Here is a 20,473-nt window from a genome sequence, read left to right on the forward strand (position 1 = left end):
CCAGATGCCCGATTCCGTCTGAAGTAAGCGCTGTGAGCGTCGGCTCCCATGCGGAATCTCGCACAACAATTCGCCATCCGGAAAGAGTCGCGGCTAACTTAACGAAGTCAACTGAACGGCCCCAAGATTCCTGCACGGAACAGCCATTCGCGCCTAGGGTTGGATCCCGGAAAGCAATTCATCGAAGGAGATCCACCATGGCTGAAACACTGCCGGCGACCGCGGTTATCCGGCTCTCCCGCAACCTTTTCGACCCGAGCCGGTTCGCCGACGTCGCGGCCTGCAACAAGCACATCTCGGAGTACCTGATTCCGGCCATCAAGCAGCTGCCCGGGCTCATCCAGTACCACACGGGCGTCTCGCCGGCCGGTGAAGTCGTGCACATCAGCGTCTGGGACACCGACGAACACGCGTCGCAGATGGCCCAGCTGAAGGAGATGATCGTCGACGCGGTCGGGGAGATGAAGGCGGTCGGCGTGACGTTGACCCCGATCATCAACTTCCCGATGGACTGGATCATCTGATCCGCCTCCGGCCGAACGGATTCCTCCGCCAGCCGCGGATCCCTGAACGGAATCCTCCGAACCGATGCATCGTGGCCAAACAACGGGAGCCGGTTCCGTTCCGGAGTGGTGCGCACAGTTCCATGGAAATGCGCGTCCGCTGCGCATCTCACGGGTGCGGTGCGCACCATTGCGCGGAACCTGGATCACGCCAGGTCAGACCAGGCTGTCGCGCCAGGCCTCGTGCAGCCGGCTGAAGCGGCCGGTGCCGGCGATGAGCTCGGCGGGGGTGCCGTCCTCGACGATCCGGCCCTGCTCCATGACCAGGACCCGGTTCGCGATCTCCACCGTGGAGAGCCGGTGCGCGATGATCACGGCGCTGCGCCCGGCCAGTACGGTGCGCATCGCCTCCTGCACCGCCTGCTCGCCGGGGATGTCCAGCGAGGAGGTGGCCTCGTCCAGGATGAGCACCGCCGGGTCGGCCAGCAGGGCACGGGCGAAGGCCACCAGCTGGCGCTGGCCCGCACTGATCCGGCCGCCGCGCTTCCGCACGTCGGTGTCGTATCCCTCCGGCAGCGCGTCGATGAAGGCGTGCGCTCCGATGGCCTTGGCGGCGGCCTCGACCTCCTCGCGGGAGGCGCCGGGGCGCCCGATCGCGATGTTGTCGGCGACCGTCCCGGAGAACAGGAAGGACTCCTGAGTGACCATCACCACTCCCCGGCGCAGCTCGACCGTGGACAGCTCGCGCAGGTCCACTCCGTCCAGCAGCACCCGGCCGGCGGTCGGGTCGTAGAACCGGGCCAGCAGCTTGGCCAGCGTCGACTTGCCGGCGCCGGTGGCGCCGACCACGGCGATGCTCTGACCTGCCGGGATGCTGAGGTCGAAGGCGGGCAGGACCTGCTTGCCGGTGCGGTAGGAGAAGCCGACGCCCTCGAAGGTGATCTCCCGGCCGACGTGCGCGTCGGCGGGCTGCGCCGGCAGCGCCGTCGGCTCGGCCGGGTCGGGCACGGAGGGGTCGTGCGCCAGCAGTCCGGCGATCTTCTCCAGCGCGGCGGCGGCCGACTGGTAGCTGTTGACGAACATCGCCAGCTGGTCGATCGGGTCGAACAGCCGGCGCAGGTACAGCACGAAGGCCGCCAGCACGCCGAGTTGCAGCGCGTTTCCCGCGACCAGGTAGGCACCCCAGAGCACCACGCCGATGAGCCAGACGTTGGCCGTGCTCCGGGCGGAGGCGATGAAGCGCGCCATGGACAGCATGCTGTCCGCGTTGGAGGTGGCGTACTCGGCGTTGGGGACCGAGAAGGCCTCGTCGTTGGCCTGCTCGCGGCGGAAGGCCTGGACCGGGCGGATACCGTTCATGGTCTCGGTGAAACGCACGATCACCGAGGCCACCGCGGTGCGCGAGCGCCGGTAGATGTTCTTGGACCGGCGCCGGTAGGCGCGCTGCAGCAGGAAGATCGGGACGGCGGACGCGAGCGAGGCCAGGCCCAGACGCCAGTCCAGGATCAGCAGCAGCCCGGAGATGTAGATGATCTGCAGCGCCACCGACAGCAGTTCCTGCAGGCCCTCGGTCAGCAGTTCCCGGACCGCGTCCACGTCGCTGGTGGCCCGGGAGATGATCCGGCCCGAGGTGTAGCGCTCGTGGAAGTCCAGGCTCAGCAACTGCGCATGACGGAAGATCCGCTGCCGCACCTCCAGCAGGATGTCCTGGTTGATCACCCCGGACAGCCGGATGAAGGCCCGCTGGAGCAGCGTCGCCAGGGCCGCGCAGAACAGGTACCCGGCGGTGATCGCGATCAGCGGCCCCGCGTCGTGGTGGTCGCGCAGCGCCGGGAGGGCCTGGTCGATGGCGAGCGACACCAGCAGCGGGCCGATCTGCAGCGCTGCCTGCTGCAGCACGATCATCGCCATGGCGATGACGATGCGGCGCCGGTGCGGCCCCATCAGCGAACGCAGCAGCGCCCGGGGGGCGCCTTCGGGGACGGGGATGTCCTCGCTCTCGGCGGGCGGCCCCGACGAGGCGCCGGTCTCCTCCGGCGGCGGCTCGGTCAGCGACTGCCCGCCGTCCTCGGCAGTGGCTGGGTCCAGCGTTTCCGCTTCCACGGCGGCGGTCTCCCTCTCGCTCGACGGTCGGTCGGTCAGGTTGCCGGCGGTCACACCCGGCTCCGCTCGGCGGCGGCCGGCTCGCCGGACATCAGCTCGCCGGACATCAGCTCGCGGTAGGCGGGCGAGCTCTCCAGCAGCTCGTGGTGGGTGCCGACGGCCTCGATCCGTCCCCCGGACAGCAGCGCCACCCGGTCCGCGAGCAGCACCGTGCTCGGCCGGTGCGCCACGACCAGCGCGGTGGTGTCGGCCAGCACCCGGCGCAGGGCCTTCTCGACCAGCGCCTCGGTGTGCACGTCCAGCGCGGACAGCGGGTCGTCCAGCACCAGGAACTCGGGCCGGCCGACCACGGCGGCGGCCAGCGCCAGCCGCTGCCGCTGGCCGCCGGACAGGCTCAGGCCCTGCTCGCCGACCTGGGTGTCCGAGCCCTGTGGCAGCGCCCGCACGAACTGCGCCTGGGCGGTGTCCAGGGCCCGCTGCAGCGCCTCCTCGTCCGCGTCCGGCGCGCCCATCAGCACGTTCTCGCGGACCGACGCCGAGAAGAGCGTCGGCTCCTCGAAGGCCATCGACACCAGCTCGCGGAGCCGGGGCCGGGACAGCGTGGTGATGTCCGTGCCGTCCAGGGTGATCCGGCCCGCGGTGCTGTCGTAGAGGCGGGGGAGCAGAGCCGTCATCGTGGTCTTGCCGCTGCCGGTGCCGCCGACCAGGGCCATCGTCTCGCCGGGGCGGATGTGCAGGTCCACGCCGCACAGCAGGTCCGGGGTGTCGGCCGGCGCGTCCGGGTAGCGGAAGCGGACGCCCTGGAAGCGGATGCCGTCCCTGGCCGCCGCGGCGGGGGGCGCGGCCGTCCCGGTGCCGGTGCTGCTCGCCGGTGCCGGGGCGTCGTCGACGTCGGCCAGCGGGGCGTCCAGTACCTCGAAGAAGCGGTCGGCCGCGGTGGCGGCCTCGTTGCTGTAGGCGAGCAGCCAGCCCAGCGACTCCACCGGCCAGCGCAGGGCCAGCGCGGTGGACAGGAACGCCACCAGCGTTCCCGCCGAACTGCTGCCGTGGGCCACCTGCACCACGCCGACCGCGAGGGTGCAGGCCAGCGCGAGCTCGGGCAGGCCGACGATGACCGCCCACAGGTCGGCCAGCAGCCGGGCCTTGTGCAGCTCGGTGCCGCGCAGCTCGCGGGCCTGGTCGCGGAACCGGTGGGCCATGGTGCGGTGCCGGCCGAAGGCCTTGAGGATGCGGATGCCCAGCACCGACTCCTCGACGATGGTGGCCAGGTCGCCGTTCTGGTCCTGGGCCCGGCGCGCGGCGGTGGAATAGCGGCGCTCGAAGTACGAGCAGAGCACGATCAGCGGACCGGCCGGGACCACCGCGATCACGGCCAGCTGCCAGTCCAGGGCGAACATGATGGCGATGCCCACCAGGAACACCATCGAGTTGACGATCAGGAACACCAGCGGGAACGCCAGGAACAGCCGGAGCGTGAACATGTCCGAGGTGGCCCGCGACAGCAGCTGGCCGGAGGGCCAGCGGTCGTGGAAGGACACCGGGAGCCGCTGCAACCGGTTGTAGAGCTCCGCACGCATCGAGCGTTCGACCCGGGACAGCGGGCGTGCCACCAGCCAGCGCCGCAGACCAAACAGCAGCGCCTCGGCCAGCCCGAGCACGAGCAGCACCACGGCCGGCCGGACCAGCGCACCGGCGTCGTGGTGTGCCACCGGCCCGTCCACGATCTGCTTCAGCACCAGCGGGATCAGCAGCCCGGCCAGCGAGGCGACCAGGGCGGAGAGGGTGGAGGCGGCCAGGAACCAGCGGACCGGGCGCGCGTACGGCCAGAGCCGCAGCAGCGAGCGCACGGTGCTGCGCTTCCGGGGCGCAGGCGCAGGCGCCGGAGGCGGTGTCGGTGGTGGCGGGATGGTGGCGCTGTCGGTCGGTGCGGGTGAGGACCCCGATGTCGAGGGGTCCGCGGTGGTCGGCTCACTCATGGCAGGTACGTCCGGTCTGTCGGCTTCCGGGGTATCCGGAGCTGTTGATTCCGGTAGGGGGCGGCGTTCGTGGCGCGTGGGGGTCAGCGAGGAGTACGGGCATCGTCTGTGAGCGTACGGCTGACCACTGACATCGCTCATCTGGTTTTTGCCGGGGCGGGCGGCAGCCGTCCCCCGGGCCGTTCAACCGGCCGTCAGACTCCGTTCACACCAGGGGAGTCAGGGGTCCCTACGGTGTCCGCATGAGTGATGAGAATCCCGGTCTTGACCGCCGCTCCGCACTACGTCTCGCCGGAGTCGGAGGGGCGTTCACCGTGGTGGCCCCCGCCCTGCTCGGCAACGCCACCGAGGCCTCGGCCCAGGGACAACCGGCGGCCCAGCCGCAGGCCCAGGCCGGTTCGCCGCTGCTGCTCACCCGTCCCGAGGTGCTCGGCGCACCCGCCGTGGAGGGTCTGCACCTGACCTTCGGCGCGGATCCCACCAGCCAGATGACCGTCTCCTGGACCACCGACGGTGACGTCCGCAACCCCCGGGTCCGCTACGGCACCGCCGACGGCGGCCACGGCCGGACCGTCACCGCCGAGACCGTCACCTACACCGACGGCACCAGTGACCGGGTCGTCCACGTGCACCACGCCCGGCTGCACGGGCTCGACGCCGACACCTACTACACCTACGCGGCCATGCACGACGGCGGCCGCCCGGACGCCGGCACCTTCCGTACCGCGCCGCGCGGCCGACGGGCCTTCACCTTCACCAGCTTCGGCGACCAGGCCGTGCCGATCACCACCTGGCAGCCCGACGGCAAGGGCGGCTTCACCTCGGTCCCGTCCGGGATCGCCTCCCCGGCCTCGGCCGACATCGTCGCCGGGATCGAGCAGGTCGACCCGACCTTCCACCTGCTCAACGGCGACCTCTGCTACGCCAACATCAGCCCGGACCGGCTGCGCACCTGGCAGGGCTTCCACGCCAACAACACCCGCTCGGCCCGCTTCCGCCCGTGGATGCCGGCCGCCGGCAACCACGAGAACGAGCTGAAGAACGGCCCGGTCGGCTTCACCGCCTACCAGACCCGCTTCGACCTGCCGTCCAACGGCTCCACCGACCCCGAGCTGAAGGGCCTCTGGTACACCTTCGCGGTCGGCTCGGTGCAGGTCGTGGTGCTGCAGAACGACGACGTGGCCTACCAGGACGCCGGCGACGCCTACGTCAACGGCTACAGCGGCGGCGCGCAGCGGCTCTGGCTGGAGCGGACGCTGCGCAAGGCGCGGGCCGACCGGGGCATCGACTGGATCGTCGTCTGCATGCACCAGGTGATCATCAGCTCCTCCGACGCCAACGGCGCGGACCGCGGCATCCGCGAGCAGTGGGGTCCGCTGTTCGACCGCTACGGCGTCGACCTGGTGCTCTGCGGCCACGAGCACGACTACGAGCGATCGCTCGCGGTCCGCGGCACGGTCTCCGGCAGCGAGACGCTCGAACCCAGCCCGGTCTCCACCGCCACCGACGTCATCGACACCTCGGCCGGCACGGTGCACATGGTCCTGGGCGGCGGCGGCACCTCCTCGCCGACCAACAACAAGTTCTTCGCTCCGGGCAAGGCCAAGGTCATCACCGGTGTGGGCGCGGTCGGTTCCAACGGCAAGAAGACCCCGACCTATGTCTTCGAGGACGCGGCCTGGGTCGGCGCCCGCGACCTGACCCACTCCTACGGCTTCGCCGCGTTCACGGTCGACCCGGGCACCCACCCCGGCTCCACCACCCGGATCCACGTCACCTACTACACCGTCGCCCAGCCGGACGGCTCCATCTCGCCGTTGGAGACCTTCGTCCTGCAGCGTCCCCGCAACGACTGACGTCCCCGCGACGACTGACGCTCTCGCGGGGCCGCGCGCCCGGAACGGCGGTCCACGGTCCATGGGCCGCCGTTCCGGGACGCGGGGCCGCGCCCGACAAACCGCGTGCGTCCGGTCTCTAGGTTCCCGGCCGGAGATGCACCAGCAGGGAGCCGGAGCCGCTGACCACGTCCAGGCCGGTGATCTGCGACGGTGCCAGCGAGGTGGACGCGGGGACGGTCGCGCCGGAGCTGTAGCCGGAGCCCCAGGTCCCGGCGGTCTCGGTCGCGTTGCCGGCGTGCACCACCAGGTGGCAGGTGATGCCCCAGGGCAGTCCGGCGAGCTTCAGCTGGAACTCGGTGCCCCAGCTCTCGGCCGTCATCGCCGCGCTCGCCGAGACATGCGTGCCCGGGTCGGTGGCGCTCCAGGTCGCGGCGACCGCGGCCGGCCGCGGACCGCCGCCGCTCACCCCCTGGTAGACCAGTACCCCGGCCGCCGCCGCGGCCAGTGTCAGCCCTGCCGCGACCGCCGCCCGGCCGCGCCGGATCCGGTGCCGGTGCGGCTGCTGTGCCGGCGCGGGCGACGGGGGCTGCGGCTGCCCGCGGACCGGGGTCAGCGACTCCGCGGCCTGAGCCGACGCCTCCAGTTCCTCGAACGGGGTGTGCCGGAGCAGCCCCGGCAGCGGGGCCAGTTCCACCAGCTCCGCCCGGCAGTGCGGGCATCCCGCCACATGCGTCTCCATCGCCCTGCGTTCCTCGGGGTCGAGGGCCCCGAGGAGATAGGCGCCGAGCGAGACGCTCTGCTGGCACGGTGTCATCGGGAAGTCACTCCTCTCTCCTCCAGAACATTGCGCAGCGCCCGCAGCCCGTAGTAGCAGCGGGACTTGACCGTGCCCAGCGGCACACCCAGGTGCTCCGCCGTCTCGGCCACGGTGCGCCGCAGGTAGTACACCTCGATCAGCACCGCCTGGTGCTCGGGTCGCAGCCCGCGCATGGCGTCCAGCATCTGCCAGCGTTCCAGCATCCGGTCGAGCTCCTGCTCGCCGTCCTGGTCGCGGGCCCACCGCCCGGCCTCGTCCTGAGGCAGCGCGGTCTCCGGCGGCCGGGCCTGCGCCCGCCGGTAGGCCGACACCACCAGGTTGTGGGCGACGGTGTGCAGCCAGGGGCCCGCCCGGTCCAGGTCCAGCGACTCCTGGTGCTGCCAGGCGCGGAGGAGGGTCTCCTGCACGATGTCCTCCGCCCGCTGGTAGTCGCCGTGGACGAGTCCCAGTACCCGGCCGAGCACGGAGCGCCCGTACCGCGAGTAGAGGGAGCGCACGAACTCCGAGTCGCGCGCCGTCGAGTGGTCCACGGTTCAAGTACGCACCCGGCGGCCCCATGGTTCAACCGGATCGGTCAGGAGCTGCCGTTGACGCTGTTCCCCGCGCCGGCCCCTCCGCCCGTACCGCCGCCGCTGCTGCCGGTGGCGCGGAGCAGCAGCAGCGAACGGCTCGGCACGGTGATCGTGCTGCCCGCCTCGCAGAACCGGTCCGGTGCGGTGTCCTGGGTGTCCAGCGAGGTGTCGACCACGGTCCGGTACGACTCCGCCCACGGGGCGCCCGGCAGCACGAACCTGGTGGCCCGGTGGTGGGCGTGCAGGATCAGCAGGAAGCTGTCGTCGTGCACCTCGCGCCCCAGCTGGTCCTGCTCCGCCATCTCCTCGCCGGACAGGAACATCCCCAGGGTCGCGCCGGGCGCGTACCAGTCGCTCTCGGTCATCTCCCGGCCGCGCGACGTGAACCAGGCCAGGTCGCGCAGCCCGCCGGGATGCGCCGCGCGGCCGGAGAAGAACGCGCGCTGCCGGAGCACCGGATGCCTGCGGCGCAGCCGGATCAGCCGGGCGGTGAGGTCGAACAGGGCCTGCCAGCCGGCGTCCTCGCGCAGCAGCGTCCAGTCGATCCAGCTGACCGGGCTGTCCTGGCAGTAGGCGTTGTTGTTGCCGCCCTGGGTGCGCCCCATCTCGTCGCCGGCGACCAGCATCGGCACGCCGGTGGAGAGCAGCAGGGTCGCGGTGAGGTTGCGCAGCTGCCGTCTGCGCAGCGCGTTCACCGACGGGGTGTCGGTCTCGCCCTCCACCCCGCAGTTCCAGGAGCGGTTCTCGTTGGTGCCGTCCCGGTTGTCCTCGCCGTTGGCCTCGTTGTGCTTGCCGTTGTAGCTGACCAGGTCGCGCAGGGTGAAGCCGTCGTGTGCGGTGACGAAGTTGACCGACGCGTACGGTCGCCGCCCGCGCTGCTGGTAGAGGTCGGAGGAGCCGGCCAGCCGGTAGCCGAGCTCCCGGACGTCGGGCCGCGCACCGCGCCAGAAGTCCCGCAGGGTGTCCCGGTAGCGGTCGTTCCACTCGGTCCACAGCGGCGGGAAGCCGCCGACCTGGTAGCCGCCGATGCCGACGTCCCACGGCTCGGCGATCAGTTTCACCCGGCTCAGCACCGGGTCCTGGGAGATGGTGGAGAGGAACGGCGCGAGCAGGGACACCTCGAACGGCGACCGGGCCAGTGCCGCCGCCAGGTCGAACCGGAACCCGTCCACGCCCATCTCGGTGACCCAGTACCGCAGCGAGTCCGTGATCAGCCGCAGCACCTGCGGCTGGTTGCTGTCCAGGGTGTTGCCGCAGCCGGTGAAGTCGGCGTAGCTGCGGCGGTTGTGCGGCTGCAGCCGGTAGTACCCGGCGTTGTCGATACCGCGCAGTGACAGCGTCGGGCCGCCCTCGGCGGCTTCGGCGGTGTGGTTGTAGACGACGTCCAGGATCACCTCGATCCCGGCCGCGTGCAGCGTCCGCACCATCCGCTTGAACTCGGTGACCTGCTGGCCGCGGGTGCCGGAGGCCGCGTAGCCGGCGTGCGGGGCGAAGTAGGCGATGCTGTTGTAGCCCCAGTAGTTGCGCAGCCCCTGCCGCTGCAGGTGCTCCTCGTCGGCGAACTGGTGCACCGGCAGCAGTTCGACGGCGGTGACGCCGAGCCGGGTGAGGTGGTCGATCGCGGCGGGGTGGGCCAGCCCCGCGTAGGTGCCGCGCAGTTCCTCCGGGACGCCGGGGTGGCGCTGGGTGAAGCCCTTGACGTGCAGTTCGTACAGGACGGTGTCGGCCCAGGCGGTCTTCGGCCGGCGGTCGTCCGACCAGTCGTCGTCGTCGTGGACCACCACCGCCTTGGGCATGTGGCGACCCGAGTCGCGGTTGTCCCTGACGGTGTCCGCGACGTCCTGCTCCGGCCAGTTGCGGACATGCCCGTACATCGAGTCGTGCAGCCGGAACGCCCCGTCCACGGCCCGGGCGTAGGGGTCGAGCAGCAGCTTCGCCGGATTCCAGCGGGCGCCGGTCCACGGGTCCCAGCGGCCGTGCACCCGGAAGCCGTAGCGCTGGCCCGGGAGCACCCCGGGGACGTGGCCGTGCCAGGTCTGGAAGGTCTGCTCGCGCAGGGGGTGCCGGGTCTCGGCGCCGTCCTCGTCGAAGAGGCACAGCTCGACGGCCTCGGCGCCGGCGGTCCAGAGCGCGAAGTTGGTGCCCGGGCGGCCGTCCGGGCCGGTGTGGAAGCGGGCGCCCAGCGGCTGCCAGCTGCCCGGCCACACCGGCGCCGTGGCGGGCTGCGGTCGTGCGCCGGGGAGTTCCAGGTCGGTCGGGGCCAGGCTGGAGCGGGGTTCCGCCGCGCGTGGCTCCGCGGTGACCGTCCGCGCGGCGGTCGCCTCGGGCGCGACCAGCTGCAGCCGGGTCCGCTCGGTCGAACCGTCCGGGCGGTCGGGCTCCGCGGTGTCGTCCGCACGATCGCCCGCTGCCTGCCAAGCAGCCATGACCTGACCTCCCCGCTGCGGGGAGTCCCTTTCCCCGGCTGGAATGTACGTTCCCCCGCAGCCCCCATCTGTCACGTGCCGGTGGCGACCGATCCGTCCGCGGGACGTGTCCTCGCTCACCAACCCTCGTTGATCCCTGCGGACTGAACGAGGAGTTGTGACGGTGAGTCAGCAGAGCGGGGCCGGACGGCCACCAGTACGGCGGGGCCGGTTCGGACGGGCGGCGGCGCGACTGCTGGCACCCGCCGCGGCGGGTGTGCTGGCGTTGCTGCTGGCCGGGTGCGGCAGCGCGGCGCACCCGGCCCCCGCCTCCGGAGACGGCGCCGCGGTCTCCGCCGCGGTGGTCACCCTCACCCCGGGCGACGGGGCGACCCAGGTCCCGGCCCAGGGCGGCGTCGCGGTCACCGTCAGTGCGGGGAAGCTCAGCGAGGTGCAGCTCAAGGACGACCACGGCACCCTGGTGCCCGGAACGGTCTCCGCCGACGGCGGGTCATGGAAGCCCGTCGGCAAGCTGATGCCCGCCACCCGCTACACCCTGGACGCCGTGGCCACCGACGGCAGCGGCCTGCAGGCGGCGAAGCACGCGGTCTTCACCACCTTCGTCCCCAAGAACACCTTCATCGCCTTCTACACCCCCGAGGACGACAGCACCGTCGGCGTGGGCATGGAGGTCTCGCTGCGCTTCAACCGCGACATCGTGGACCGCGCGGCGGTGCAGCGCGCCGTGCACGTGGGCGCGGTGCCGTCGGTTCCGGTGGTGGGCCACTGGTTCGGGGCGCAGCGGATCGACTTCCGGCCCGAGCACTACTGGCAGCCCGGGACCAGGGTCACCCTGACGCTGTCGCTCAAGGGCGTCGAGGGCGCCCCCGGCGTCTACGGCACCCAGGCCAAGCAGGTCGTGTTCACCATCGGCCGGGAGCAGATCAGCACCGCCGACGCGAGCTCGGACGAGCTCACCGTGCGGCGCGGCGGCGCGGTGCTGCGCACCCTGCCGATCTCGGCCGGCGGTCCCGGGCACGCCAGCTACGAGGGGGTGATGGTGATCACCGAGATGGACCGGGTGACCCGGATGAACTCCGAGAGCGTGGGCCTGGGCAGCGAGTACGACATCCCCGCGGTGCCGCACGCGATGCGGCTCACCGACTCCGGCACCTTCGTGCACGGTGTCTACTGGCGGCCGGCCTCGGTCTTCGGCAGCGAGAACACCTCGCACGGCTGCATCGGCCTGCACGACACCAAGGGCGGCGGCAGCGACACCACCCCGGCGGGCTGGTTCTTCGACCACTCCATCCCGGGCGACGTGGTCCAGGTGGTCGGCTCGGGCGGCGACACCGTCGAGCCCGACAACGGCCTCAACGGCTGGAACCTCTCCTGGGCCCGGTGGCAGGCCGGCGGCGTCCCGCAGTAGCCGTCGCCGGCAGCAGGCGCGGCGCCCCCGCACAACGATCCGGTACCGGAACCCCTCGATCGAGGGCAGCCTGGGCCGACCCGCAGTGATCTCCCAGAATCGCCGGTTAGGCTCGCTGTGACGCCTTGCTGACGCACCGGAAAAAACCCTCGTCCCATGACGCAACTGGGAGGGGTATCCGGGCAGTCATAAGGGTGGAACATCCGGGAGGGGAGAGTCGGTTGAAGTCGGCACGGGCGCTTGACGCCACCAGGGACGGGATTGACGGCGGCTCGGGCGCGCGGGGGGCGCGCCGGAACCGGGCGCGGCGGGGGCTGCTGGCCGCCGCCGTCGGTTCGGTACTGCTGCTCGCCACGGCGTGCAGCAGCGGCGGCAGCGCCGCGCACACCTCGACGGAGAACGTGGGAGCGGCGGCCGGCAGCCCGTCCGCGAGCGCCTCGGCGGCGCCCGCCAACTCGGTCGCGCAGATCACCATCCTGCCCAAGAACGACTCCACCAACGTGGACACCTCGGGCACGCTGAAGGTCAGCGCGGCCTCCGGGAAGCTGACCACCGTCAAGGTCGCCGCGAGCGACGGCACCGCGATAGCCGGCACCCTCGCCGCCGACGGCGGCAGCTGGACCCCGACCGGGGCGCTGCGCAGCGGCACCAAGTACGCGGTGTCGGCGACGGCCGTGGACGCCAACGGACTGAGCGTCACCGACCAGTCCTCGTTCACCACGCTGACGCCCGGCGACACCACCATCGGAAACTTCAACGTCGACGCCGGGGCCACCTACGGCGTCGGCATGGAGGTGTCGGTCACCTTCACCCACGACGTGTCCGCCGCCGACCAGGCCGCGGTGAAGCAGGCGATCACGGTCACCGCCGACCCGGCCGTCGACGTCGAGGGCCACTGGTTCGGCGGCAGCCGCATCGACTACCGCCCGCAGAACTACTGGGCCCCGGGCACGAAGGTGACCCTGCACCTGCACCTGGACGGGGTGCAGACCGCCTCCGGCGTCTACGGCAAGCAGTACAAGGACGTCAGCTTCACCATCGGCCGCAGCCAGACCAGCGTCGCCGACAACACCGCGCACACGCTGACGGTCTACCGCAACGGGGCGGTCTACCGGACTCTCCCGGCCAGCCTGGGGGACCCGGACCACACCACCTACAACGGCAAGATGGTGATCACCGAGAAGGACCCGGTGGTCGACATGGACTCGACCACGGTCGGTCTGGGCGCGGCGTACCACATCAAGGACGTGCCGCACGGCATGCGGCTGACCACCAGCGGCACCTTCGTGCACGGCAACTACTGGCGGCCGGTCTCGGTCTTCGGCAGCGAGAACACCTCGCACGGCTGCGTCGGCCTGCACGACGTCCAGGGCGGCGGGGACCCGAACACCCCGGCGGCCTGGTTCTACAACAACTCGATGATCGGCGACGTGGTGCAGGTGGTGCACTCGCCCGACAAGATCGTCGACCCGTCCAACGGGCTCAACGGCTGGAACATGAGCTGGGCGGCCTGGACCTCCTGACGGTCCGGCATGCTCCGGCGCGCCACCGCGGCCCGGTCCCCCAGGCGGGGGACCGGGCCGCGGTGCTTCCCGTTAACATCGGTTCACCCACCCTCAGGGCAACCACGGAGGCACCCATGACCGATCCCGGCACCGAGCTCGTCACCCTGGACGTGAAGGACGCCGTCGGTACGATCCGGCTGGCCAGGCCGCCGATGAACGCCCTCGACGCGGCGATGCAGGACCAGTTGAAGCTGGTCGCCGAGCAGGCCGCGGCCCGCTCGGACGTGCGCGCCGTGGTGATCTGGGGCGGCGAGAAGGTGTTCGCGGCCGGCGCGGACATCAAGGAGATGCAGCGGATGTCCTACACGGACATGGTCGAGCGGGCCGGAGCGCTGCAGGACTCCTTCAACGCCGTGGCCCGGATCCCCAAGCCGGTGATCGCCGCGGTCACCGGGTACGCCCTCGGTGGCGGCTGCGAGCTGGCGCTGTGCGCGGACTTCCGGATCGCGGCCGAGAACGCCAAGTTCGGCCAGCCCGAGATCCTGCTCGGCCTGATCCCCGGCGCCGGCGGCACCCAGCGGCTGTCCCGGCTGATCGGCGCCTCCCGGGCCAAGGAGCTGATCTTCACCGGCCGTCAGGTGCGGGCGGACGAGGCGCTGGCGATCGGGCTGGCCAACCAGGTCGTGCCGGCCGACGAGGTCTACGCCACGGCCTGCGAGTGGGCGGCGCGGCTGGCCCAGGGCCCCGGGTACGCGCTGCGCGCGGCCAAGGAGGCGGTCGACGGCGGCCTGGAGACCGATCTCACGACCGGTCTGACCATCGAACGGCAGCTCTTCGCGGGCCTGTTCGCGACCGAGGACCGCGAGATCGGGATGCGCAGTTTCGTCGAGGAGGGACCGGGGAAGGCAAAGTTCCGCTGACACACACGTCGCCATCGGTCTGACCTGCGAACGTCATGCCACGAAAGAGTCATATGCCAGGCGCAATGATGATTCTTTACGCATTGTGCTCCCCAAGTGACCCCAGAGTGGCGATGATAGGTCCATGGCGGCACGGGGCGAAGCGGAACGGCAGCACTCGGTAACGGTCGGGACTGCCGCAGGTACGGTCTGGGCTGACGACTGCCCGGGGCTGTGGCCGGACGACCTCCTTGAGCTGTCCGCGTCCCCCGAGGAGCTGGAGCTGGCCCTCTTCGGGCAGTTGGTCGACCCGGCGACGGACGAGGTGCGGTTGCCCGCGGGCCCGGAATCCCCGGCCAGGGCCCGCCGTCTGATCCGGTCCGCCCTGGAGTCCTGGGGACTGGGCGGCCTGGGTGAGACGGCGGAGCAGCTCGTCTCCGAGCTGGTCGCCAACGTGGTCCGGCACACCGGCGGACGGTCTTTCGGGATGCGGCTGGTGCGCCGTTCGGGAGTGGTGCGCTTCGAGGTGCGCGACCCCTCCCGGGCGCTGCCCTGCCTGATCGTCGGAGAGCCGGAGGACGACGCGGGGCGCGGACTGCAGCTGGTGAACCTGCTGGCGGACCGGTGGGGCGTGGACCTGATGTCGCGCGGCAAGGCGGTCTGGTTCGAGCTGCGCGCACGCGAGGCCGCGGCGGGCTGAGCGGGCCGTGGGCCCGTGGTCCCGTGGGCCCGTGGGGCCCGGAACGCATGCGGGGCCCCCGACGACCGGGTTTTCGGTGCGACGGGGGCCCGGGCATGGTGTGCCGCGCGGCCGAAGGGGGTGTGCCGGGCGGCGTCGCGGTAGCGCTCGGGTCGGAGGCATTCCGGCGACTGTCGGCATGTGCATGGAGGCTGTCCGACCTGGCCGACTATGGCACGTTTCTCAGTATATGGGCAAGCCGCAGAGCGGGAAATGTCGGACATATCGCCCAAGTGAGCCGTGGATCACAAGGTCCACAACGGCAATCCACCTTGCATTGGTTTCCCCGTCCCGTCCTGTTCCTTTGATCGCAGAACGCTGGAAGTCGCTACCCTCGCCCGGCCCTGGAGGGCAGGATCGGATCATGACGACGCCGCGCCCCATCCCCGAACCCCCGGTCCGCCTCACCGGCTACGGCCTCGTGCTGCGTGAGTGGACGGACGAGGACCTCCCGGCGATGGTCGATCTGTTCGACGAGGCGGAGATCGCCCGCTGGACCCCGCTGCCCTCCCCGTTCGACCTCGCGGCGGCCAAGGAGTACCTCGCGCTGAGCCGTGAGTCCCGCGCCGAGGGCCGCCGCATGCAGCTCGCCGTCACCACCGACGGTGGCTCCGCGCTGGGCGAGATACTCGCCATGGCCAAGGGCAATGACGGCCGTACGGTCGAGCTCGGCTACGCCGTCGGCGCCCCGCACCGCGGCCACGGTCTCTCCACCCGGGCGGTGCGGCTGCTCACCGCGTTCTCCTACGAGCTGCTCGCCGCCCGCCGGGTGACGCTCCGGATCGAACCCCACAACGCCCCCAGCTCCGGCGTGGCCCGCTCGGCCGGGTTCCGCCTCGCCGACGAGGACCCGATCACCATCGAGGACCCGGCCGGCACCCGGATCACCCTCCGGGTCTGGGAACACCACCGTGCCTGACCCGGCGTGACCCCGCTGATCCGGCCTGATCCGGCCTGAACCGGCCTGAACCGGCCTGAACCGGCCTGAACCGGCCTGAACCGGCCTGAACCGGCCTGAACCGGCGCTGCCGGTAAATCCGTTGCGACTCCGTCGCGTCCGCGCCTAGCCTTCAGGCGTACCCAACACCGCCCGACAGGAGTAGGCCGTTGTCCGTCTGAGCCCGGAGACACACCGCTGCCACAGCGCAAGCGTGCCCTCCGACCTCGGCGATCGGTCCTGCCCCCGTGCTCTTTCGGGCGGCTTTGCCGTGCCCGCCCCGCAGTGACGTCACCTGCAGGGCTGTCGGTGTGTGTCTCCCTCCATGTTGCCGCCGGACGCCACGCCATCACCTGGAGACACGCATGTCACATCCGACCGACCCGCACCACCACAACTCGAACCAGAACCCGCACCAGAGCCGACAGGAGAGCCGGCACCGCGCCCCGGCCGCCGCCTCCCTGGTCTGCTCCGGACTCGGCTTCTCCTGGCCGGACAGCCGCGACCCCGTCTTCGACGGCTTCGACCTCGCCGTCGGCCCCGGCCGGACCGGCCTGGTCGGGCTGAACGGCTCCGGCAAGTCCACCCTGCTCCGGCTGATCACCGGCGAGCTCCGCCCCGACGCGGGCAGCGTCGGCGTCACCGGCACCCTGGGCTGCCTCCCGCAGGACCTGGTCCTCGCGGCCGACCTGCCGGTCGCCACCGCGCTGGGCATCGACACGGTCCGGGACGCGCTGCTCGCGGTCGAGCGCGGCGAGGCCACCGAGGAGAAGTTCGCCGTGATCGGCGAGGACTGGGACGTGGAGGAGCGCGCCCGCGCCACCCTGGACCGTCTGGGCCTCGCCGCCGTCCCGATGGACGGCACCGTCGGCGAACTCTCCGGCGGCGAGACGGTCCTGCTGGGCCTGGCCGGTCAGCTGCTGCGCCGTCCTGACGTCCTGCTGCTGGACGAGCCGACCAACAACCTCGACCTGGACGCCCGGCAGCGCCTCTACGAGCTCGTCGCCTCCTGGCGCGGAGCGCTGGTCGTGGTCAGCCACGACCGCGAGCTGCTCGACCGGGTCGACCGCATCGCCGAGCTGCGCGACGGCGCCGTGCACTGGTACGGCGGCGGCTTCGGCGCCTACCAGGAGGCCCTCGCGGTCGAGCAGGAGGCGGCGCAGCGGACGGTCCGCGTGGCCGGGGCCGACGTGAAGCGCCAGCAGCGCGAACTCGCGGACACCCACGTCGTGCTGGGGCGCCGCAAGCGCTACGGCCAGAAGATGTACGACACCAAGCGCGAACCCAGGGCGGTGATGAACGAGCGCAAGCGGCAGGCGCAGGTGTCCTCGGGCAAACTGCGGATCCAGCAGCAGGAGAAGGTGGCCGAGGCGCGCGAGCGTCTCGCCGAGGCCGAGCTGGCGGTGCGCGCGGACGCCGAGATCCGGGTGGACCTCGCCGCCGGCGAGGTCCCGGCCGGCCGTACCGTACTGACGCTGCGCGGGGTGCGGACCCGCTACGCGCCCGAGGGCGTGTCGCTGGACCTGGACCTGCGCGGTCCCGAGCGGATCGCGCTGGTCGGCGGCAACGGTTCGGGCAAGACCACCCTGCTGCGCACCCTCACCGGTGAACTCCCGCCGCTGGCAGGGACGGTGGAGCCATGGGTGCCGCTGCGCCATCTGCCGCAGCGGCTCGACGTCCTGGACGACGACCGTACCGTGGCCGAGAACGTCGCCGCGCTGGCGCCGTCCGTCACCGCCAACGAGATCCGGGCCCGGCTCGCCCGCTTCCTGTTCCGCGGCGCCCGTGCGGACCAGCGGGTGTCCACCCTCTCCGGCGGCGAACGGTTCCGTGCGACCCTCGCCGCACTGATGCTGGCGGACCCGGCCCCGCAACTGCTGCTGCTGGACGAGCCCACCAACAACCTGGACCTGGCCAGCGTGCGCCAGCTGTCCAGCGCGCTCGCCTGCTACCGGGGCGCGCTGGTCGTGGTCAGCCACGACCTGCCGTTCCTGCGCGGCATCGGGGTCACCCGCTGGCTGCGCCTCGACCGCGCGACGGGCCTCAGCCCGTGGCAGCCGCCGGAGGAGTGAACGGGCGGGCGGCGATCCGGTCGAGGTTGGCGGCGAAGACCTCGCGGGCGTCCGGGGTGAGCCGGGTGAGGGCGACCATGGCGGTGACGATGACGTCGCAGAGCTCGTTCTGCACGTCGTCCCAGGTGTGCGAGTAGCCCTTGCGCGGGTTCTGCCCGGTCGCCCCGATCACCGCCTCGGCCACCTCGCCGGCCTCTTCGGTGATCTTGAGGATCTGCAGCAGGATCCTGGTCTCCGAGGGCAGTTCGCTGGCCTGGTCGAGCCGTCCGGCCAGTCGGCCGACGGTGTCCCATGCGGGGTCGTTCACGGTGGTGGGGGTCCTCTCCGGAGGCGTCGTGGTCCGGTCCCACTCTAGCCAGCGACATGGGTCGGCCGACCGGTCGAGCGGCGCCACGGCGAACCCCGACCTGATCTGATGCGGCGTCAGGGCGGGGCGTCAGCCGGCTCCACGGCCGGCGCGGGCGAGGTGAGTCCGAACCGGGCGACGTAGTGCCAGACCCGCTTGAGCGCCTGGTCGTCGTGCGCCCCGGTACGCACCGCGGCGCCGACGATCCGCGGATCCAGCACGTCGTCCACCGCCACCGCTGCTCCCAGTGCGACGAACTCCGGTCCCCGGTAGGCCGGGTGGCGGCGCAGCTCGTCGACGCCGAGCCGGAAGCCGCCGTGCCACTCCACCGCGCACGGCAGCCGCCGTGCGGCGGCCTCCACCTCGCTGCCCCGGTAGCTCGGGTCCAGCACCAGCGCCTCCACGTCGCGGTCCAGCCGGACCGTGCCGTGGACCTGCGCCTCGACGTAGTCGTCGAGCGCGTCCCTGTCGTCGGCGCGGGCCAGTTCGAGGAGGGACATCCGGCCCGCGACGCCGAAGTGCTCCGGCTCGACGAAGCTGTCCGGATAGCAGAAGGTGGCCCGCTGCAACGCGGCAGCCGTCAGCCGGAAGTGTGCCGACCCGAACCGCGGCGCCGCGCCGACCGGCTTCTGGCGGAAGTTCAGCGCGCCGTAGATCGGCCGCTGGTGCGGGGCCGCGTCGTCGTAGGCGCCGCCGAAGATCCGGCTCTCCCACCGCCACCGGTCACCGCCGGGGAAGGCCGACAGCCCGCCGTTGCTCGTCCCGGTGACGAACTGCGACCAGTAGACACCGTCCGCCGCCAGGGAGTCCAGGATCGGCACCCCACGCACCATCCGGTCCGGATGGAAGTTCAGCGTGATCCGCAGCCCACCGTCCATCGGCCCCCCGACCGACCGCGCCGCAACATGCCGCACCGCCCGCTCCTGCGGCGCCGACCCACCAGCAATACCCATCGCCGAAGTCTGCCCGAACACCCCCCTGCCCGCACGCCGCGCCGCAGTGCTCGCCCATCAGGCCTCTGGACTACTGAGCCTGGACCGTCCCGCCACGCGGCCGAACCCACCATGGAGGCAGCTGAAGCGCAGGCCGCCGCCAAGCGCGCCCGCAACGAGGCATGGGCCAAGTGACCTGCCTGCTCGATACCTCCGCACCTTGGCATCTGCTGCGCAATGCCGGAACTCGGCAGGCCTGGACGGGTCACATCAAGGTCAGGGTGTTCTACCTCGCCGATCCAACGGCTAGGGTCCTGCGCATCGGGACGAGTTGGCGGAGGACCTTGACGCCCTGTGTCGTCCCTCCGTGCCCAAGGCGGCGTGGCGCTGGGTGGACACGGCGCAGTACAAGCTCACCCAGGCCGGTCAGCATCGCAGCGCGGGAGTTCCCGACCTGCTCGTGTGCGCCACCGCCGTCCACCGCGGGCACACTGTCCTTCACGTTGACAACGACTTCGTAGCCGTGGCCTCAGTCCTCAAGGACCTGCAGCAGCGGGACATCCGCACCTGACGTCACCCCGGTTGTCCTCGTCTCCGGATGCTGTCTGTGCGAACCGGAAAGCTCCGCGCCCGGACACCGCCCCGGCGGCGTCGCTCGCCGCGTTCGCCCACGGCAGCGTCCACCTGTGGGACGAGATCGCCGACCAAGCCCCTCAGGGCAGCAGTCGGCAGCGGCACATGGCCGCCTCCGCCCGCGCCTGGGCCGACGACCGCAAGGACACCGACCTGTGAACGTGCCCCGTCGTAGCCGATGCGATCCGGTGCGGATATCAGCCAGTTGCGGGAGCTATCTGGCCGGCGGCCCACTGTGCCCATTCCTCCTGCATCGCGTACAGGCGCAGGCCGTATTCGAGCGCCAGTCGGCCGTTGGCGGTCAGCGGGCCCTGCGCGGTCCAGTCGAGGGAGTCCTGCAGTTGCCGTAGTGCGGCATGGTCCGCTGCAGCCTGCTCGGCCGCCTTGGTCAGATAGTCCGCGGCCTGTTCCGGGGTGAGCACGCCCATGAAGAAGACACGCAGCAGGACGCTGCTGCGCCGCGGCTCCGGCTTGTCCTCGATCAGCCAGCGTCGAAGCTCGGCCAGGCCCGCATCGGTGAGCGTGTACTCCTTGCGCCCGCGTGGACCCTCTGCGGCGACGTCGATCAGGCCGTTGTCGGCGAGGCGGGCGAGTTCGCCGTAGACCTGGCTCTGGGTCGCGGGCCAGACATTGGCCAGCGAGGTGTTGAAGCGCTTCATCAGGTCGTAGCCACTGGCGGGCTGGTCGACGAGGAGGCCGAGGACTGCGTGGCGAAGGCTCATGCCGACCATCCTACATTCCTCTATTGACAGGTCGGATCACGACAT

17 protein-coding genes and 1 pseudogene are annotated in these 20,473 nt (G+C 71.6%); 10 read left to right on the forward strand and 8 right to left on the reverse strand.

The features are described 5' to 3' along the window. Positions 1-197 precede the first annotated feature (197 nt). On the forward strand, positions 198-524 hold the full coding sequence (locus tag ABH925_RS08645; protein ID WP_370146583.1) for a hypothetical protein: 327 nt from the start codon (positions 198-200) through the stop codon (positions 522-524). 195 nt (positions 525-719) lie between these two features. Here ABH925_RS08645 and ABH925_RS08650 read toward each other — a convergent pair whose 3' ends face one another. Together ABH925_RS08650 and ABH925_RS08655 are read right to left on the reverse strand one after the other, a co-directional pair. Continuing rightward, the gene (locus ABH925_RS08650) at positions 720-2,606 is read right to left on the reverse strand and encodes an ABC transporter ATP-binding protein (protein WP_370146818.1); all 1,887 of its coding nucleotides are present in this window, start codon (positions 2,604-2,606) and stop codon (positions 720-722) included. A 50-nt stretch (positions 2,607-2,656) separates the two neighbouring features. Then, positions 2,657-4,582: an ABC transporter ATP-binding protein gene (locus tag ABH925_RS08655; protein WP_370146584.1), complete on the reverse strand. Its 1,926-nt coding sequence runs from the start codon at positions 4,580-4,582 to the stop codon at positions 2,657-2,659. Positions 4,583-4,824: 242 nt separating this feature from the next. Here ABH925_RS08655 and ABH925_RS08660 point away from each other — a divergent pair, with 242 nt between their 5' ends. Continuing rightward, on the forward strand, positions 4,825-6,438 hold the full coding sequence (locus ABH925_RS08660; RefSeq protein WP_370146585.1) for a purple acid phosphatase family protein: 1,614 nt from the start codon (positions 4,825-4,827) through the stop codon (positions 6,436-6,438). A 118-nt stretch (positions 6,439-6,556) separates the two neighbouring features. On the opposite strand, the gene ABH925_RS08665 is transcribed toward ABH925_RS08660, so the two are convergent. Genes ABH925_RS08665 through glgX form a run of 3 tightly spaced genes read right to left on the reverse strand, consistent with a single transcriptional unit; the run spans position 6,557 to position 10,235 of the window. Beyond that, complete coding sequence (locus ABH925_RS08665; protein WP_370146586.1) at positions 6,557-7,234, reverse strand: anti-sigma factor; 678 nt, start codon at positions 7,232-7,234, stop codon at positions 6,557-6,559. Then, positions 7,231-7,767 (reverse strand): sigma-70 family RNA polymerase sigma factor, encoded by a 537-nt coding sequence (locus ABH925_RS08670; protein ID WP_370146588.1) that lies wholly within the window; start codon positions 7,765-7,767, stop codon positions 7,231-7,233. The genes ABH925_RS08665 and ABH925_RS08670 overlap by 4 nt, the downstream gene beginning before the upstream one ends. 44 nt (positions 7,768-7,811) lie before the next feature. After that, on the reverse strand, positions 7,812-10,235 hold the full coding sequence (gene glgX / locus ABH925_RS08675; RefSeq protein ID WP_370146589.1) for a glycogen debranching protein GlgX: 2,424 nt from the start codon (positions 10,233-10,235) through the stop codon (positions 7,812-7,814). A gap of 163 nt (positions 10,236-10,398) precedes the next feature. Here glgX and ABH925_RS08680 point away from each other — a divergent pair, with 163 nt between their 5' ends. The 6 genes from ABH925_RS08680 to ABH925_RS08705 all read left to right on the forward strand — a co-directional run bounded on the left by ABH925_RS08680 (position 10,399) and on the right by ABH925_RS08705 (position 17,795). Next, a complete protein-coding gene (locus tag ABH925_RS08680) occupies positions 10,399-11,643 on the forward strand; it encodes an Ig-like domain-containing protein (protein ID WP_370146590.1) in 1,245 nt (414 codons plus the stop codon). Positions 11,644-11,864: 221 nt separating this feature from the next. After that, positions 11,865-13,166 carry an Ig-like domain-containing protein gene (locus tag ABH925_RS08685; protein ID WP_370146592.1) on the forward strand — a complete coding sequence of 434 codons (1,302 nt, stop codon included), beginning with the start codon at positions 11,865-11,867 and terminating at the stop codon, positions 13,164-13,166. Between the two features lie 116 nt (positions 13,167-13,282). Then, on the forward strand, positions 13,283-14,068 hold the full coding sequence (locus ABH925_RS08690) for an enoyl-CoA hydratase/isomerase family protein (RefSeq protein WP_370146593.1): 786 nt from the start codon (positions 13,283-13,285) through the stop codon (positions 14,066-14,068). A 124-nt stretch (positions 14,069-14,192) separates the two neighbouring features. Further along, positions 14,193-14,747, forward strand: coding sequence for an ATP-binding protein (locus ABH925_RS08695; protein WP_370146594.1), 555 nt, complete (start codon positions 14,193-14,195; stop codon positions 14,745-14,747). A gap of 403 nt (positions 14,748-15,150) precedes the next feature. Beyond that, entirely contained in the window at positions 15,151-15,705 is a 555-nt protein-coding gene (locus ABH925_RS08700; protein ID WP_370146596.1) for a GNAT family N-acetyltransferase, read from the forward strand. 383 nt (positions 15,706-16,088) lie between these two features. Continuing rightward, positions 16,089-17,795 carry an ABC-F family ATP-binding cassette domain-containing protein gene (locus ABH925_RS08705; RefSeq protein ID WP_370146598.1) on the forward strand — a complete coding sequence of 569 codons (1,707 nt, stop codon included), beginning with the start codon at positions 16,089-16,091 and terminating at the stop codon, positions 17,793-17,795. Here the strand turns inward: ABH925_RS08705 and ABH925_RS08710 are convergent. Then, positions 17,767-18,102, reverse strand: coding sequence for a MazG-like family protein (locus ABH925_RS08710; protein WP_370146599.1), 336 nt, complete (start codon positions 18,100-18,102; stop codon positions 17,767-17,769). The two genes, ABH925_RS08705 and ABH925_RS08710, sit on opposite strands and share 29 nt — an antisense overlap. A gap of 116 nt (positions 18,103-18,218) precedes the next feature. After that, positions 18,219-19,094, reverse strand: a complete 876-nt coding sequence (locus tag ABH925_RS08715) for a DUF3626 domain-containing protein (RefSeq protein ID WP_370146600.1) — start codon at positions 19,092-19,094, stop codon at positions 18,219-18,221. 161 nt (positions 19,095-19,255) lie between these two features. On the opposite strand from ABH925_RS08715, the pseudogene ABH925_RS08720 reads away from it, so the two are divergent. Both ABH925_RS08720 and ABH925_RS08725 read left to right on the forward strand, forming a co-directional pair. Next, positions 19,256-19,644: pseudogene (locus tag ABH925_RS08720) on the forward strand (VapC toxin family PIN domain ribonuclease). Positions 19,645-19,655: 11 nt separating this feature from the next. After that, entirely contained in the window at positions 19,656-19,865 is a 210-nt protein-coding gene (locus ABH925_RS08725; RefSeq protein WP_370146601.1) for a hypothetical protein, read from the forward strand. Positions 19,866-19,903: 38 nt separating this feature from the next. Here the strand turns inward: ABH925_RS08725 and ABH925_RS08730 are convergent, their stop codons facing one another. After that, positions 19,904-20,428, reverse strand: a complete 525-nt coding sequence (locus tag ABH925_RS08730) for a PadR family transcriptional regulator (RefSeq protein WP_370146602.1) — start codon at positions 20,426-20,428, stop codon at positions 19,904-19,906. Between the last annotated feature and the right edge of the window lie 45 nt (positions 20,429-20,473).

The sequence above is a fragment of the Streptacidiphilus sp. EB129 genome, assembly GCF_041262645.1.
GTDB lineage: Bacteria > Actinomycetota > Actinomycetes > Streptomycetales > Streptomycetaceae > Streptacidiphilus.